At 65.3% G+C, this 16,743-nt stretch carries 12 protein-coding genes and 1 pseudogene; 10 read left to right on the top strand and 3 right to left on the bottom strand.

Translation table 11 applies throughout. From position 1 onward, the window contains the following. Nucleotides 1-31 precede the first annotated feature (31 nt). Entirely contained in the window at nucleotides 32-844 is an 813-nt protein-coding gene (locus tag K8374_RS08570) for a crotonase/enoyl-CoA hydratase family protein (protein WP_224458665.1), read from the bottom strand. 150 nt (nucleotides 845-994) lie between these two features. Here K8374_RS08570 and nhaB point away from each other — a divergent pair, with 150 nt between their 5' ends. After that, on the top strand, nucleotides 995-2,497 hold the full coding sequence (gene nhaB, locus K8374_RS08565) for a sodium/proton antiporter NhaB (RefSeq protein ID WP_224458664.1): 1,503 nt from the start codon (nucleotides 995-997) through the stop codon (nucleotides 2,495-2,497). Nucleotides 2,498-2,685: 188 nt separating this feature from the next. On the opposite strand, the gene K8374_RS08560 is transcribed toward nhaB, so the two are convergent. Continuing rightward, nucleotides 2,686-3,078, bottom strand: coding sequence for a GFA family protein (locus K8374_RS08560; protein WP_224458663.1), 393 nt, complete (start codon nucleotides 3,076-3,078; stop codon nucleotides 2,686-2,688). Nucleotides 3,079-3,380: 302 nt separating this feature from the next. Between K8374_RS08560 and K8374_RS08555 the strand changes: the two genes are divergently transcribed. From K8374_RS08555 to K8374_RS26425, 8 genes and pseudogenes are all read left to right on the top strand, one after another. After that, nucleotides 3,381-4,058 (top strand): HpcH/HpaI aldolase family protein, encoded by a 678-nt coding sequence (locus tag K8374_RS08555; RefSeq protein ID WP_263498525.1) that lies wholly within the window; start codon nucleotides 3,381-3,383, stop codon nucleotides 4,056-4,058. A gap of 32 nt (nucleotides 4,059-4,090) precedes the next feature. Next, complete coding sequence (locus tag K8374_RS08550; RefSeq protein WP_224458661.1) at nucleotides 4,091-6,166, top strand: TonB-dependent receptor family protein; 2,076 nt, start codon at nucleotides 4,091-4,093, stop codon at nucleotides 6,164-6,166. A gap of 77 nt (nucleotides 6,167-6,243) precedes the next feature. Beyond that, entirely contained in the window at nucleotides 6,244-7,443 is a 1,200-nt protein-coding gene (locus K8374_RS08545) for an acetyl-CoA carboxylase biotin carboxylase subunit family protein (protein ID WP_224458660.1), read from the top strand. After that, nucleotides 7,440-9,215: an IucA/IucC family protein gene (locus K8374_RS08540; protein ID WP_224458659.1), complete on the top strand. Its 1,776-nt coding sequence runs from the start codon at nucleotides 7,440-7,442 to the stop codon at nucleotides 9,213-9,215. The genes K8374_RS08545 and K8374_RS08540 overlap by 4 nt, the downstream gene beginning before the upstream one ends. Then, nucleotides 9,200-10,342, top strand: a complete 1,143-nt coding sequence (locus K8374_RS08535) for an MFS transporter (RefSeq protein ID WP_224458658.1) — start codon at nucleotides 9,200-9,202, stop codon at nucleotides 10,340-10,342. The genes K8374_RS08540 and K8374_RS08535 overlap by 16 nt, the downstream gene beginning before the upstream one ends. Next, on the top strand, nucleotides 10,339-12,093 hold the full coding sequence (locus K8374_RS08530; protein ID WP_224458657.1) for an IucA/IucC family protein: 1,755 nt from the start codon (nucleotides 10,339-10,341) through the stop codon (nucleotides 12,091-12,093). The genes K8374_RS08535 and K8374_RS08530 overlap by 4 nt, the downstream gene beginning before the upstream one ends. Beyond that, nucleotides 12,090-13,274, top strand: a complete 1,185-nt coding sequence (locus tag K8374_RS08525; RefSeq protein WP_224458656.1) for a type III PLP-dependent enzyme — start codon at nucleotides 12,090-12,092, stop codon at nucleotides 13,272-13,274. The genes K8374_RS08530 and K8374_RS08525 overlap by 4 nt, the downstream gene beginning before the upstream one ends. A gap of 342 nt (nucleotides 13,275-13,616) precedes the next feature. Then, a pseudogene (locus K8374_RS26425) lies at nucleotides 13,617-13,778 on the top strand (hypothetical protein); the annotation flags it as partial. Between the two features lie 284 nt (nucleotides 13,779-14,062). On the opposite strand, the gene K8374_RS08515 reads toward K8374_RS26425, so the two are convergent. Next, nucleotides 14,063-14,680 carry a dihydrofolate reductase family protein gene (locus K8374_RS08515; protein ID WP_224458654.1) on the bottom strand — a complete coding sequence of 206 codons (618 nt, stop codon included), beginning with the start codon at nucleotides 14,678-14,680 and terminating at the stop codon, nucleotides 14,063-14,065. 263 nt (nucleotides 14,681-14,943) lie between these two features. Here K8374_RS08515 and K8374_RS08510 point away from each other — a divergent pair, with 263 nt between their 5' ends. Further along, the gene (locus tag K8374_RS08510) at nucleotides 14,944-16,692 is read left to right on the top strand and encodes a BCCT family transporter (RefSeq protein ID WP_224458653.1); all 1,749 of its coding nucleotides are present in this window, start codon (nucleotides 14,944-14,946) and stop codon (nucleotides 16,690-16,692) included. The last annotated feature ends 51 nt before the right edge of the window (nucleotides 16,693-16,743 follow it).

The raw sequence follows: 16,743 nt of genomic DNA, 5'->3' as shown, positions 1-16,743 counted from the left end.
GGGGTTCCTTGAAGCGCGTCCCCCGGCCCGGTCAGTCGGCGAACGTCGGTTTCTGTTTGCTCATGTGGGCCGCGATGGCGACCCGCAGGTCTTCGGACTGCAACATGGCGGCGTTCCAGGTGGCGATGTACTCCAGACCATCGTCGATGCGATGGTCGCGCATGTAGTTGAGCATCTGCTTGGTGCCACCCACGGCAATCGGCGATTTTTGCGCAATTTGCGCCGCCAAGGCAAAGACTCCGTCGAGCAGCGCCGCCTGGTCGTCGAACACCTGGTTGACCAGCCCGATCCTCTGGGCCTCGGCCGCCGCTACGTTGCGCCCGGTATAGGCCATCTCGCGCATCACACCATCGCCGATGATACGCGGCAAACGTTGCAAGGTGCCGACATCGGCCGCCATGCCCATGTCGATCTCCTTGATCGAAAACTGCGCATCCGCGCTGCAATAGCGCATGTCACAGGCAGAGACCAGGTCGATCGCCCCGCCCAGGCAATACCCCTGGATCGCCGCCAGCACCGGCTTGCGGCAGTTGTCCACGGCATTGAACGACGCCTGCAGGCCGAGAATGGTACGCCGCAGCAGGCGTGCGTTGCGGCCTACATCCTTGCCCATCTGCCCGGCCAGCTGGGCCAGCAAGGCCAAGTCGATACCGGCGGAGAAATGCTTGCCGGCGGCGCTGAGCACCACCACGCGCACCGCGTCGGTATCGTCGACCCATTGGAAGATGTCGAGGATCTCCTGCCAGAAGTCGGCATTCATCGCATTGAGCTTTTCTGGGCGGTTGATCTGCACATGGGCGATGTTATCGGTCAGTTCAACCTTGAATGCGCGATACTCGGTCACAGGTGGCACTCCTTACATAAAAATATTCACGCAGTGGACTATAACGCACCCCAAAGGCCGCGCTTGTGCCAAAAGCGGGACTGAACGCCTTGCACCCGACGCGCGCATCGGGCACCTTGCGCCACTGCTGAATCATAAGGATACAAATTCATGTCCCGTTCCCTGACCGGCGCCTTCGCCCGCGGTTTCCTGGGCCACTCGCCGCTCTGGTACAAGGCGGTCATCTGCCTGTTCCTGGTGCTCAACCCTCTGTTGCTGACCGCCCTCGGCCCGGTGGCCACCGGTTGGGTGCTGGTGATCGAATTCATCTTCACCCTGGCGATGGCGCTCAAGTGCTACCCGTTGATGCCGGGCGGCCTGCTGCTGATCGAAGCGCTGTTGCTGAAGATGACCACGCCTGAAGCGCTCTATGAGGAATTGCTGCACAACTTCCCGGTGATCCTGCTGCTGATGTTCATGGTGGCCGGCATCCACTTCATGAAGGAACTGCTGCTGTTCCTGTTCTCCAAGATCCTCCTGGGCGTGCGCTCCAAGGCGATCCTGTCGTTGCTGTTCTGCGTGCTGTCGGCCTTTCTCTCGGCGTTCCTCGATGCGCTGACGGTGACAGCGGTGATCATCAGCGCCGCAGTGGGCTTCTATGCCGTCTATCATCGCGTCGCCTCGGGGGCCAACCCTCGGGAGGAGTCGGCGCTGGACAGCGATGGCCAGGTGGCGCAACTGCACCGGGACGACCTGGACCAGTTCCGCGCGTTCCTGCGCAGCCTACTGATGCATGGCGCCGTGGGTACGGCCCTGGGCGGTGTTTGCACCTTGGTGGGCGAGCCGCAGAACCTGCTGATCGGCCACGAAATGAGCTGGCACTTCGGCGAGTTCTTCTTCAGGGTGGCCCCGGTATCGATGCCGGTGCTGGCCGCAGGCCTGGTGACCTGCGTGCTGCTGGAAAAGCTGCGCCTGTTCGGCTACGGCACGCTGATGCCCGAACGCGTGCGCCAGGTGCTGGCCAGCTACGCCGCCGAGGACGACGCCGCGCGTACCCAGGCCCAGCGCGTGGCCCTGCTGGTGCAAGGCATCGCCGCGCTGATCCTGATCGTCTGCCTGGGCCTGCACGTCGCCGAAGTGGGCCTGATCGGCCTACTGGTGATCGTGCTGATCACCGCCTTCACCGGCATCACCGATGAACACCGCCTGGGCCGCGCCTTCCAGGACGCCATGCCGTTCACCGCGCTGCTGGTGGTGTTCTTCGCCGTGGTGGCGGTGATCCACCAACAGCAGTTGTTCAGCCCATTGATCGCCTGGGTCCTGGCCCTGCCGGCCGAACAGCAGCCAGGCATGCTGTACCTGGCCAACGGCCTGCTGTCGGCGATCAGCGACAATGTGTTCGTCGCCACTATCTATATCACCGAGGTCAAGCAGGCCTTCCTCGAGGGCGCCATGAGCCGCGAGCATTTCGAGACGCTGGCGGTGGCGATCAACACCGGCACCAACCTGCCCAGCGTGGCCACGCCCAACGGGCAGGCGGCGTTCCTGTTCCTGCTGACCTCGGCGATCGCGCCGCTGGTGCGGTTGTCCTATGGGCGGATGGTGTGGATGGCGTTGCCCTATACCGTGGTCATGGGCGGGCTGGGGTGGTGGGCGGTGACCTACTGGCTCTGAAGAACGCACCTTCACCCTTGCAGGAGCGGCCTTGTGCCGCGATCGGGCGCGCAGCGGCCGTAGAGGGGCAACCTCGGTATGACTGATTTACCGAGGTGGCTGGTTTTACGGCCGCTGCGCGCCCGATCGCGGCACAAGGCCGCTCCTACATCGCCCCGTGCGTGCCTTGGCATGTGCGGACGATTCGATCAGTTTTCGCTACGCCCCGCCCCTTCCCGGTCGCCCGCGTAATGCCGAGCGAGCGAGAACGCCGGCAACCAGCCTTCACGCCGAACGGTCCAGCTTTCATAGGTCGGCGTGAACTGGTCCGGCGCATCCAGCGCCCCCAGGTGGACCTCCACTTCGTCCCCGCTTCGCGAAAACACCGACGACCCGCAGCGTGGGCAGAAAAACCGCCCGGCATAATCGCCCGTCTGGCCTTCGACCTTCACCGCTTCTTCGGGAAAAATCGCCGACGCGTGAAACAACGCCCCATGGTGCTTGCGGCAATCGAGGCAGTGACAAAGCCCCACCCTGTATGGCTGCCCCGAAGCCTCGAAGCGGACTTGGCCGCAAAGGCAACCGCCTGTGAACAGGTGCATATCCGACCTCCTTCGTCGTGATCTTGACGTCAATGGAAGGATAGCCCTACGACCTGCCATCCCCGCCAGCGACACGCGAAATCCGCTGGAACCCCCGTACCATGCGGCTTTTAGCCATCACTCATTTGAGAAAAATAACAAAAATGTAATTTACATTTATTTGCGAGTCGTTATCATTCGCTAAAAATTCGTCAGGGAGTTCGTTCAGGATGATTCGACCCTCACCCGTACTGGCAAGGCTAAGGAATGGCGAAAACGCCTACGGCCTGCTCAATTCTGTCCCCTCTCCCTGGCTGTGCGAAATGATCGCCCTCGCCGGCTATCACTTCCTCATCCTCGACATGGAACACCTGCTGCGCGCCGGCGATGAACTGATGCATTGCGTGCGGGCCTGCGAGTCTGCCGGGGTATCGCCCTGGCTGCGCGTTCCCGAGGTCGACGCCAAGCTGATCGGCCGTGCCCTCGATGCCGGCGTCGAGGCGGTGGTGCTGCCCCGGGTAGAAAGCGCGGCCGAGGTCGCCCGCGCCGTCGAGGCTGCGTTCTTCCCGCCCCTGGGGCGTCGCGGCATTACCGGTGGCCGGGTGACCGGCTTCGGCCGCCTGCCCCTGCCCCACTACATCGAGCAGGCCAACCAGGCCTGCCCCATCGTGCCGATGATCGAAAGCGCCGCTGGTCTGCGCGCATTGCCCGACATCCTCCAACTGCCCGGCATCGGCATGGTCCTGGAAGGCGCACTGGACCTCGCCCTGGACCTGCAGCTGGGCCCCGACCCTCTGCATCCGCAGGTCTGGCAGGCCTTGCAGGAGGTGGCCAGTGCCTGCCAGCACGCTGGCGTCCCGTTCTGCGCCAACCCGCGTACCCCGGAGCAGCATCGCCATTGGCAAGCCCTGGGCATCCGCAGCTACCTGGCCGGCGAAGACCGCGGCCTGCTGCACGGCGCCTTGAAAAAGCGCCTGGCCGAGCTGCAACCCACCACCTGATCCTTTCCAGCCACAAGCAGTTGCCAGTACGAATGAAAACAACAAGCCATCTACTCGCTCTCCCCCTCAGCCTGCTCACAGTCGGTATCGCTCATGCCGCGGAGCAAGACGATCCGATCGTCGTCGAACCGATGGTCATCAAAGGCGATGTCCTGGGCAAAGCCAGCGCACCGGAGGTGCTCACCTACAGCGGCAGCCGCAGCGTCGTCGACGAGCAGGACTTGAAGAAAGGCAGCGTGCGCGGCCTGGACGATGCCCTGCAGCGGGTGCCAGGGGTGAAGATCTTCGACGAGACCGGTACCGGCGCGCTGCCGCAGATTTCCGTGCGCGGTCTGTACGAGAGCCGCAGCGGCCGTATCCAGGCGCTGTCTGACGGCATCCCGCTGGCGCTGGCCCCCTACGGCCAGACCGGCATGTCGCTGTTCCCGGCAACCCTGGCCACGGTGGACCGCATCGACATCGTGCGCGGCGGCGCGGCCGTACAGTACGGCCCCAACAACGTCGGCGGGGTGATCAACTTCATCAGCAAGCCCATCCCGCGCAAATGGGAAACCACCCTGCAGGAGCGCACCACCTTCGCCCCCGGCGGGCGCCAGCTGTGGGACAGCTACCTGGGCACCGGCGGCTACCTGACCGATAACTTCGGGCTGCAGCTGGACCTGAACACCCTCAACGGTGAATACGGCCGCGAACACTCCGACACCGACGTGCAGAACTACCGCCTGCGCGGGCAGTGGAACATTGATGACGACCGCGAGTTCAGCTTCGGCATCCAGCGCTATGTCGCCGACATGGACCTGGCTGGTGCGCTCAGCGTCAAGGACTACAAGGACGACCCACGCCAGTCCACCCGGCCCCTGGACCGCTTCGAAGGGGATACCAACCGCATTTGGGGTACTTATACCCAATACTTAGGCGCCATGGGGCCGTTCGATTCGGTGGAGTTCAGTTGGACCAATTTTGCTCATGATAGCTATCGAAATTTCGTCATCGGTCAACCATTTGCGCCAGATGTACCAGCAAACGAAAAACAAGAAAGCCCTCGCGATTTCAAGGTTTGGGGTAGCGAACCGCGCTTGAGCATGAGCATTGATGGCGACACCGTCGGGCAGACGTGGCTCGTTGGCGCACGCTATATCAGTGAGGATATTGATTACGACGTTTATCGACAGGATCTGGCAAGTGGAAACACTAGAGTAATTCGCGATTGGAAGTTCGACAATGATGCCAAAGCCGTATACTTGAGTAACGCTATCAGTTTATTAGACCATCGCCTTACTATCACACCGGGCGTGCGGTACGAAAACGCAACTATGGACTACTCCGATGGGGTGAGCGGTTTCAAACGCACCAATAAAGCCAAAGAATGGCTGCCCGGCTTAACCGTTGGCTACCAAGCATCTGATAAATGGTTCGTATATGCCAATGCCCAACGTTCCCTAAGACCGCCACAAGTTAGTCAAATCGTAAAAGAGGGTGCTGTAGCCTCGGAAATTGCGTGGAACTACGAAACAGGTGTGCGCTACACTCCGCAGGAAAACTTGCGTGTGGACTTTGGTTTGTATCGCATCGATTTCGACGATCAAATCGAATATGACGGCAGCATCGACCGTTTTGTAAACTTGGGTAGCACCCGTCACCAAGGATTCGAGACAGAAATTTTTTGGTCACCTGAAGCTATTCGTGGTCTCGAACTGCATGCGGGGTATGCATTCCTGGATGCCAAGCAGCGCAGCGGTCAATATAAGGGCAACGATGTACCGAAGGCTTCCAAGCACCAATTAATCCTCGATGGTCGCTACCACTTCGCCGAGTTCTGGACTTATAGTTTGGATGGCCTCTATATCAGCAAAAGCTACAGTGATGCGGCCAACAGTCATGATGAAGATCCTGACGGTGAACATGGTCCGCTCCCTGCTTATTGGATATGGAACACTGCAATCGAGCGTACGTTCAAACTTGCCAACCATAGCGTGCTGACTACCTCCGCTGGCATTAGTAACTTGTTCGATCGTCAGTATTACTTCCGTGGCATTGATACCAGTCCCTTGGGACGCCAGCCGGCCCCAGGCCGCACGGTCACGCTCGGCGTGAACTACCGCTTCTAACCCACACCCTTTCCCGTACCACCCCACAGCCGTCCGCTCCCCGCGGAGGGACGGCTGCCGCCCATTCGGAGGCCAACATGCAACGACCGCTCGTGATCCTCACCCACATCGCCCACCCCGCCATCACCGAAGGTTTCCTGCCCGCGGCCCTGGCCCGGGACCTGCCGGTGGTGCTGGTCACCGACCACGCCCAGCAGCACCGCCGCCTGCTGGCCAACGTCGGCTACCCGGCCGAGCGCCTGCAGATCCATGAGTGCGACGTGTTCAACCCGCTCGCGGTGATCGAGCTGATCAATGCCTACGGCTGGGCGCCCCGGGCGGTGTTCTCCAACAGCGACCACCTGCAGACCGCCACTGCCCTGGTGGCCGAGGCTTTTGGCTGCCCCGGCAAGGACTGGCACCTGTGCTACGCCGCCAAGAACAAGGCCGCCATGCGCCAACGCCTGCAGCAGCTCGGGCTGCCCAGCCCGTGGTTCCAGGTCCTGACTCCAGGTGCCGCGCTGCCCACCGATGCCTGCTACCCGCTGGTGGCCAAACCACGGGAGGGCGTTGCCAGCCTCGATGTACAGTTGTGCCGCAACGCCGACGAGCTCAGCGCCTACTGCACGCGGTTCTGGCAGCTCAACCCGGGCCGCGCCCTGCTGCTGGAAGCCTACCTGGAGGGCCCGCTGTTCACCCTCGAAACCCTCGGTGATGGCCAGCGCCTGAGGACGATCGGCGGCTTCGATGTGAGCCTGTCCGAGCCCCCGTACTTCGTCGAGCTCGCCGCCCGCTGGAACGGCCCGCTGGGCCAGGCCCACCGTGCCGCCGCACTGGCCCAGGTGGCCGCGTTCGGCATCAATTTCGGGGTCTGCCACAGCGAATTCATCCTCACCGCCGAAGGACCGGTGCTGGTGGAGATCAACTACCGCAGCATTGGCGACGGCCGCGAATTCCTGCTCGAGCGCCTGCTGCCGCAAGGCTGGTTCGACCGCATCCTGGCCCTGCACCTGGGCGAGGCCCTCACCGAACCCCAACCTGGCGACAACCATGCCCTGGTGCACTACCTGGTAGCTGAACGCTCCGGGCACCTGCGCGAGGCGCCCGGCAGCTTCCAGGACGAAGGTGACGGCCACTGGCACGAATATCGCGCCCTGCACCAGGCCGGCGATGACATCCGCCTGAGCAACTCCAACAAGGACTACATCGGCGTGCTGCGCCTGATCGAACGCGACGACGCTCGCCTCCAGGCCCGCCTGCAGGCCACCCTGGCCGACCTGCGCTGGGTGATCGCATGACTGCCGCCCATGCCTGCGCCGAGGCAGCCATCGGCCAACGCATCATCGACTGCTTCCTGCGCGAGGACATCCGCGGCCTGGTCAGCCAGGGCCGCCTGGGCCCGCTGCCCACGCCGCTCGCCGCCCATGAACTGGCACACACCTCCCGTACTTGGTTACAAGTCAGCCACCTGGACATCGGCGAACTCTGGCTGCCGGTACGCCAGGGGGCGCCGCTGCAAGCCTGGAGCGCCCTGGGCGATGCCTGGTTGCGCACCCAGGCGGGCCAGGTTCTGCATGAGCGTGGCCATGCAGCCTGGCTGGAGCTGATGAGCCAAGGGCTGGACGACGAGAGCCTGGCGCTGTTCCGCGCCTACGGCGAGGAAGCCGACTGCGCCGTGGCGCATCGTGTCCTCTGCCAGCAGGCCCGCGTCGAGCAAGGTACCCACCCGGCCGCCCTGCTCGACGCCCCGACCTGGGACGCACGCCTGCTGCAAATCGACCGCCTGGCCAGCTACCTCGACCACCCCTTCTACCCCACCGCCCGCGCCAAGAGCGGCTTCGACCAGGACGCCCTGCAACGCTACGCGCCCGAGTTCGCCCCACGCCTGCAATTGAACTGGCTGGCCGTGCCTCAGGGCGACCTGGCGTTGACCTGCGCCCCGCCCGCGCATTGGCCAAGCTTCGCCGAGGTGGGCCTGAACCCGGCCCTGGCCCATACCCACGCGCTGCTGCCAGTGCATCCGATGACCTGGCCGGAGCTCGAGCGCCATGGCCTGCCGGCCGGCGCCGTGCGCGCCCCAGCTCCTGCGCTGTGGGTGCAGCCGACCCTCTCGGTGCGTACCGTCGCCTGTGTCGACCAGCCGCGCTGGCACATCAAGCTGCCGCTGCTGGTCCGCACCCTGGGGGCCCGCAACCTGCGCTTGATCAAGCCCAGCACCCTGTATGACGGCCATGCCTTCCAATGCATCCTGCAGGCCCTGGCCGAGCGCGACCCGGCCCTGGCCGGTCGCTACCGGCACGTCGACGAGCTGCATGGCGGCCACGTCGGCGAGCACAAGCACCTGGCCTATATCGTGCGCCACTACCCAGAAGGGCTGGAGCAGACCACTCTGGTGCCGGTGGCGGCCCTGGCCAGCTCGCTGGAGGATGGTCGGCTGTTCGTCCAGGCCCTGGCCGAGCGCTTCCATGGCGGCGACCTGCTGGCCTGGCTGGACCAGTACCTGGACCTGCTGCTGCAGGTGCACCTGCGCCTGTGGCTGCGCTACGGCATCGCCCTGGAAGCCAACCAGCAGAACGCCGTGCTGATGTTCCAGGCGGGCCGGCCCCTGCGCCTGCTGATGAAGGACAACGACGCCGCACGCCTGTGGCCGCACCGTTTCCTGGCCGCCTGCCCGGACCTGGCCGAACGCTGCCAGGGCCTGCGCGACGAACGCATCCGTGTGGAGCGTTTCGAGCCGCTGGCGGAGATGTTCACCACCATCACCCTGCAACTGAACATCGTCGCGCCCCTTGAGGCCATCGCCGAAGCCGGGCTGGCCCCGCGCCAGGCGCTGTACCAGCGCCTGCGCGAGCGCCTGCACGCCTGCCTGGAACAGCTCGAAGGCGAGGGCCTGGACTGCGGCGAGGCACGCCGCTTCCTGCTCGACAGCCCCTACCTGCCGGTCAAGTACCTGCTCAGTGCCGGCAGCCTGTTCAGCAAGGCCTGGTCCGGGGCCCAGGACATCAACAAGTTCTATGGCTACAGCGCCCGGAACTTCCTGCTGGAGGGCCCGGCATGTCCCGACGCCTGATGTTCAGCGTGCTGCTGGGGCACTACCTGTCGGCGTTCACCGCCCTGGGCGTGCCCCTGTACCTGCCACGCATCCTCGCCGACCTGGCGCCGGACGCACCGGGCTGGAGCATCGGCGTGCTGTTCGTCCTGCCCACCCTGTGCACCGCCCTGGCGGCGCCGATCTGGGGCCGCTTGGCGGATCGCCACGGTTGCCGGCTGTCGCTGCTGCGCGCCCATGCCGGTTTGGCCGCAGGCTTCCTGCTCGCGGGCCTGAGCCCGAACCTTGCGCTGTTCGCCCTGGCCCTGGTGATCCAGGGCACCTTCGGCGGTGCCATGGCGGCCTCCAATGCCTACCTGGCCACCCAGCTCAACGACGGCAACCTGTCGCGCGCCCTGAACTGGACCCAATACTCGGCCCGCCTGGCGATGATCAGCGGGCCGATCCTGCTCGGCCTGCTCACCGCCAGCGGCATGGGCCAGGAACTGTATCGCGTATTGGCTTGGCTGCCGCTGCTGGCGTTCGTGTTGATCCTGCCGCTGCCCGACGACCGCGGCCAGGCCAAGGCGCGCAAGAAAACCGGCGACACAGGCAGCGAGCTGCCCCAGGACCTGCCACGCCTGCTGCTGGTGCAGTTCCTGTTCTGCTTCGCCATGGTCGTCACCTTCCCCTACTTCGTGCCCTACGGCGAAGCCCTGGGGGTGCGCAACGATGCCCTGATCGGCCTGCTCTACGCCCTGCCGCACCTGGTCTACCTGGTCGCCCTGCCGTGGTTCCAGCGCCATGAAAGCAACCTGCTGCTGCCGGGGCTCGCGCTGTTCGCCCTGGGCAACATGCTGCAGTTCGGCGCCAGCGACCCGTGGCTGCTGTTCGCCTGGCGCCTGCTCGGCGGGCTGGGCATGTTGCTCGCCTTCATCGGCCTGCACCGCTGCCTCAGCCAGCGGCGCAACCAGGGCAGTGCCGGGCGCCTGTTCGCCTGGTTCGACTCCAGCGGCAAATGGGCCGGCGCCGCCGCCGGCGTGGTGGCGGGGCTGGTCAGCCAACGCCTTGGCATCGCTTCACCGTTCCTGGTCGCCAGCCTCGCCGCATTCGCCGCGCTGCTGCTGGCCCGCCCTCTACTTGTCGCTCAACGGGAGATCACCGCATGACCCTGGCCATCGATTACCCATCCCTGCAGGAACACGCCCTGGCCGGTGACGCCCAGCGGCACGCCATCGAGTGCCTGCTCAACTGCTACCTGCGCGAATACGCCCTGCCCCGTGGCGAGGCCTGCCTCGACGCTCAGGGCCACGACCTGCCCATGAGCCTGCGCCAGCTCGCCGGCCAGCGCATCTGCATCACCCTGCCTGGCGGGCGCCTGGCCCTGGCCGCCGACCGCACCAGTGTGCTGGGGCGCTGCCGCTTCACCAGCGCGCCCTATTTCAAGGGCAACGGCCATGGCTGGCGCCCCCTGGGTGCCCTGGAGCTGGCCCAATTGCTGCTGGCGCCTTTGACCTGCGCCGAGCGTCACGGCGAGCTGATGCAGCAGATCAACAACAGCCTGAGCATCACCCAGACCTTCTTGCGCCACGCGGTCCCGGCCCACCACCAACCCGCCGACAGCCTGCTGCGCTCCGAGCAGCACCAGGTATGGGGCCATGCCCTGCACCCCACCCCCAAGAGCCGCGAAGGCGTAAGCCTGGACGACCTGCTGGCCTGCTCGCCGGAAGTGGGCGCACAGTTCTCGCTGCACTGGTTCGAAGTGGCCCCCTCCCTGGTGCGCCACCTGGGCGAAGACCCACGCCCGACCCTGCGCCAGCTCTGCGGCGAGGACAACCTCTACCCCTGCCACCCGTGGGAGGTGGAGCGCATCCTGGCCAACCCGCTGGTGCAGCGGGCCATGGCCCAGGGCCTGATGACCTACAAGGGCGCGCGCGGCGTACCGCTGTACCCGACCTCCTCGGTGCGCACCCTCTACCACCCGGAGCTGGCCTACTTCCTCAAGTTCTCGGTGCATGTGCGCCTGACCAACTGCATCCGCAAGAATGCCTGGTACGAGCTCGACAGCGCCGTCGCCCTGACCCACCTGCTGCAACCGGCCATGGCCGACCTGGCCGTCCACCAGCCCGGCTTCGCCCTGATGCCGGAACCGGCGGCCAGCACCCTTGACCTGAGCGCCCTGGGCAGCGCCGAAGAGGCCCGCGAGGTGACCGAATGCTTCGGCATTCTCTATCGCAGCAACTTCGATGCCGCCAGCCGCGAGGCCTTCCAGCCGCAAGTGGCCATGGCCCTGTTCACCTGGGGCCTGGATGGCCACGGCATGTGCGCGTCGCGCCTGCGCCAGTGCGCCGCCCGCCTGGGCCTGAGCCGCGAGGAAGCCGCCGCCCTGTGGCTGGAGCGTTATGCCGGGCTGTTGCTCGGCGGCGTATTGCATTGCCTGTACCGCCAAGGCGTGGTGCTCGAGCCGCACCTGCAGAACACCTTGCTGGGCTTCGACGAGGACGGCCTGCCCTGCCGGGTGTGGGTACGCGACCTGGAAGGCACCAAGCTGGTGGCCGGGCACTGGCCCGAGCAGCGCCTGGCCGACCTCGACGAGCGCACCCGCGCCTCGCTGTACTACAGCCCGGAAAAAGCCTGGAAACGTGTTGCCTACTGCTCGCTGGTCAACAACCTGGGCGAGGCCCTGTTCCACCTCGCCGACGGCGACGCGGCGCTGGAGAAACGCCTATGGACCCAGCTCGGCCAGCAACTGCAAGCGCAGTGCGAACACTTGGGCAACCCGGCCGAACTCAGCGAACTGTGTGCCGGCGCCACCCTGCCCAGCAAGGAGAACTTCATGACCCGCCTGCTGCAGCGCGCCGACCGCGAAGCCGGTTACACCGCCCTGCCCAACCCCCTGTTCCACGGAGCCCGCGCATGACCCTGCCACCGCGTATCAGCCATGCCCTCGCCGACCTGCGCCGCGAGCAGCAGGAACCGGTCTGCGCCTATCTCTACGACCTGCCGGCCCTACGCGAGCGGGTACGCGACATGCGCGCCGCGCTGCCAGCCAACTGCGAACTGTTCTATGCCGCCAAGGCCAACCCGGAGGCTGCGGTGCTACGCACCTTGGCGCCACTGGTCGATGGCTTCGAGGCGGCGTCCGGCGGCGAGCTGGCCTGGCTGCGCCAACACTGCCCCGGGCACCCGTTGATCTTCGGCGGCCCCGGCAAGCTGGAAAGCGAGCTGGAAGCCGCCCTGGCCGGCGACCTCGACGCCTTCCATGTGGAAAGCCTGCATGAGTTACGCCGCCTGGCAGCCCTGGCCCGGCGAACCGGTCAAGCTATCCCGTTGCTGCTGCGCCTGAACCTGAAACTCGACGAAGCCCCTGACAGCCGCCTGGTGATGGGCGGCAAGCCGACCCCCTTCGGGCTCGATGAAGAAGCGCTCGACCAGGCCCTGGCCGTGCTGCGCGAGGAACCGTTGCTCACCCTCAAGGGCCTGCACTTCCACCTGCTCTCCCACCAGCTCGACGTGGCGGCCCACCTGCAGTTGATCCGCGCCTACTGCCGCACCTTCCGCCGCATCGCCCAGGACGCTCAGTTGCCGCTCACACTGCTGAACGTCGGGGGCGGCATGGGCATCGACTACCGGGACCCGCACGGCGCCTTCGACTGGCCAGGCTTCTGCGATGCCCTGCACCAGTTGGTGGCCGAGGAAGGCATGGCGGATGTGCGCCTGCGCTTCGAAATCGGCCGCTACATCGCCGCGCCCTGTGGCTACTACGCGATGGAAGTGCTGGACATCAAGCGCAACCACGGCGAGTACTTCGCCATCGCCCGCGGCGGTACCCACCATTTCCGCACCCCGGCAGCCCAGGGGCACGACCACCCGTTCGTGGTGGTGCGGGGCGAGCAGCGCGCGGAAATAGAGGAACAGACCGTCACTCTGGTCGGCCAGTTGTGCACGCCCAAGGACGTGCTGGCCCGTCGCCAGCCGATCCCGGCACTGGCGGTCGGCGACCTGCTGGTGTTCACCCTGGCCGGTGCCTATGCCTGGAATATCTCCCACCGCGATTTCCTCATGCACGCACCGCCGCGCATGGTCTTCCTGGAGGATTGACCAGGCTGCTTATTTCGTCGGGCGGCTTTGAACGAAAGTCGCCGCGACCTGTCCATAGGGCACATCACAACACTCGCCCCTGGAGGCGTTTAAATCATGAAGAAAACCCTGGCTGCCGTGGCTGCTTTTGCACTGGTATTGGGCACCACAGCCTTCCTGCCTGCTGAGATGTCCCCGATCGCGTCGGCTTATGCCAAAGGCGGTGGCGGCGGTGGTGGACACGGCGGCGGCCTGGGGGCTGGGCATGGTGACGGTGGCCTGGGCCTGGGCAAATCCGACGGGCATGCCGGCAAGGCGTCCCGTGACCACGGCCTGAGCGGCAACCATTATGGTCAGGACCGTAACGACAGCAAAGGCCACGGCACTGCCACCTCCGGCATCGCCCAGTCGAAAGACACCCGCGGCCTGACCAAAGCCACTGCGATCTCCGGCACCACGCCGGGTACGCACAACAGCAAAGGGCTGTCGAACGCGGTGGACTCCTCCACCAAGAACGACCGCTAAGGCCAGAGGCCTGCTCGACAAAGCCGCATCTGACAAGGTGCGGCTTTTTTTTTTTGCACTGGGCCACCGGGCCCGATCGCCGGAGTGGCGGTGCGGCGGTCCGACTTGTCCCGCGATTGGGCCGGCCCAGCCGCCGCGGCTGTATGGCAAGGGCTTCGCCCTTGATCGCGGGACAAGCCCGCTCCTACAGGCCTTGTCAAATCAATGAGTTATACGTTGTTCTATGAGAGCTGGCGACAGCCTGCGATGGGCTGTCCTGCAGCCGCCCTGCTTCCTCACCGGCGCTAGTCGAACGACCCAGTGCGCACCTCGCCGCTGCGCACATAGCGGCTGATGAGCACGCCGCTCGGCGTCGCGGTCGAGTCCGCCAGGCTAAAGGCTGCCGGCTGGGCATCGTCGCCAAACAGCCGCTTGCCCGCCCCGAGCAGGACCGGGTGAACCATCAGCAGCAACTCATCCACCAGCCCCGCCGCCAGCAGCTGCTGCACCAGCTCACTGCTGCCCTGGGTCAGCAAACGGTCGCCCGCTTGCCGCTTGAGCGCGCCTATGGCCTCCCGGACATCGCCCTGCAGCCCATGGCTGTTGTGCCATTCCAGGGTTGCGGGGTGGTGGGTGGCCACATGCTTGGGGATACGGTTGAACACCTCGGCGATCATGTGATCGCTCGACTCGGCGCCGATACGCGGCCAGTAGCCAGCGAAGATGTCGTAGGTGCGCCGCCCCAGCAGCAGCTCGAACGGCTCGGCGAACAACGCATCGATGGCCTGGCCGAAGGCCTGGTCGGCATAGGGCACGAGCCAGCCGCCGAAACGGAACCCGCCGCTCAGGTCTTCGCTCGGACCGCCAGGGGCCTGCATGACGCCATCGAGCGAAACGAATGCGGCAACGATGAGCTTGCGCATGGTGTGATCTCCAGTTCTGGGCCGCCGATAGGCCGCCCCTGCTCATGGTCGAACGGCGCACGGCCAAATCGACAGCCGGCCAGGGCGTCGTTACAAGGACGTGTCAGGACGGTCTTGGGACAGGAAGCCCCCTTTTTTCAGCAGGATAATCCCGCCTCGACAGCACGGCCTGGTTCCGGGGCGGCTGTCGACGCACAGCGGCACGCTTAAAAAAACTACAACCTGCAGCGGCAAGGCACCCACCAAAGGGGCGTTATTACACTATGGCAACGGAAGAGAACGTTGAAACCCTCGCGCTTGGCGTGACGGACCCTTCGCAGACCGAAGAGGCCAAACGGGATCGTCACTTGGAAGGCAAGATCGACTGGATCGTCTTCGGCATCACCAGCATCCTCGCAATCGCATTCGTCATATGGGGCTTCGTCAGCCAGGCAAGCCTCGCGGCCAGCGCCTCCACGGCCCAGTCCTGGGTCATCGTCAACTTCGGTTGGTTCTTCGTCCTCACTTCCACGCTGTTCGTGGTGTTCGTGCTCTGGCTGGCGGCGAGCCGCTACGGCAAGGTGCCGCTGGGGCGTGATGGCGAACGCCCCGAGTTTCGTACCGTGTCGTGGGTGGCGATGATGTTCAGCGCCGGCATGGGCATTGGCCTGATGTTCTTCGGCGTGGCCGAACCGCTGTCGCACTATGTGTCCCCGCCGCCCGGCACCGCCGCGGCGCAAAGCAGCGAGGCGATGCAGGTGGCCATGGCCACCACGCTGTTCCATTGGACCCTGCACCCCTGGGCCATGTATGCGATCGTCGGCCTGGTGATCGCCTACGGCACCTTCCGCCGCGGGCGTTCGCAACTGATCTCCACGGCATTCCGCCCGTTGATCGGCCGCCACGCCAACGGCCCCATCGGCCGCCTGATCGACATGATGGCGATCTTCGCCACCCTGTTCGGCTCGGCCGCCTCGCTGGGCCTGGGCGCCCTGCAGATCGCCGGCGGCCTGGAGTACAACGGCTGGATCGAACACCCGGGCAAGATCTTCTACATCTCGATCATCACCCTGCTCACCGTGGCTTTCGTCGCCTCGGCGGTCTCGGGCATCGGCAAGGGCATCCAGTGGCTGTCCAACACCAACATGGTGCTGGCCCTGGCGCTGGCGCTGTTCACCTTCATCGTCGGCCCGACCCTGCTGATGTTGAACCTGCTGCCGACCTCCATCGGCGTCTACATCGAAATGCTGCCGCAGATGATGGCCCGCACCAGTGCCAGCGGCGGCGAACAGATGGACAACTGGCTGGCCGGCTGGACCGTGTTCTACTGGGCATGGTGGATCTCCTGGACACCGTTCGTGGGCATGTTCATCGCCCGCATCAGCCGCGGCCGCACCATCCGCCAGTTCGTCACCGGCGTGCTGCTGGTACCGAGCCTGGTGAGCCTGATCTGGTTTACCGTCTTCGGCGGCGCCGGCATCGACGCCCTGCAGGAAGGCACCTACCAGCTGGTCAATGGCGCGGTGAACAGCAACCATGCGCTGTACCAGTTGCTGGAAAGCTACCCGTGGGCCTCGGTGACCTCGGTACTGGTGATGGTCCTGGTGGGTATTTTCTTCGTCTCCGGCGCAGACGCCGCCTCCCTGGTGATGGGCACGCTGTCCGAGCGCGGCACCACCGACCCGTCTCGTGCCACGGTGATCTTCTGGGGCGCCCTGACCGGCACGGTGGCGGCGATCATGCTGGCCATCGGCGACCCGAACAACCCGGGCGAGGCCCTGACGGGCCTGCAGAACCTGACCATCGTCGTGTCGCTGCCCTTCGTCATCGTGATGGTGCTGCTGTGCCTGGCGCTGTACCGCGACCTGCGCAAGGACCCGATGATGCTGCGCCACCTGCGCGGCACCGAGCTAATCGAGAAAGCCGTGCTCTACGGTGCGGTCAAGCATGGCGAGGAGTTCTACATCGTCGTGCAGGAGAAGAAATCCTCCACCAAGCGCGCCCACACCGAGGCCCAGGCCACGGAGCTCTGAAGTCGTACGGCGCAGTAGCGGCTGCCCTGCCGCTATCGCGTCGCCTGCTTC

It is taken from the genome of Pseudomonas sp. p1(2021b), from assembly GCF_020151015.1.
GTDB lineage: Bacteria > Pseudomonadota > Gammaproteobacteria > Pseudomonadales > Pseudomonadaceae > Aquipseudomonas > Aquipseudomonas putida_K.
Note: the sequence above shows the minus strand (reverse complement) of the source record. Positions and strands in the feature narration are given on the sequence as shown.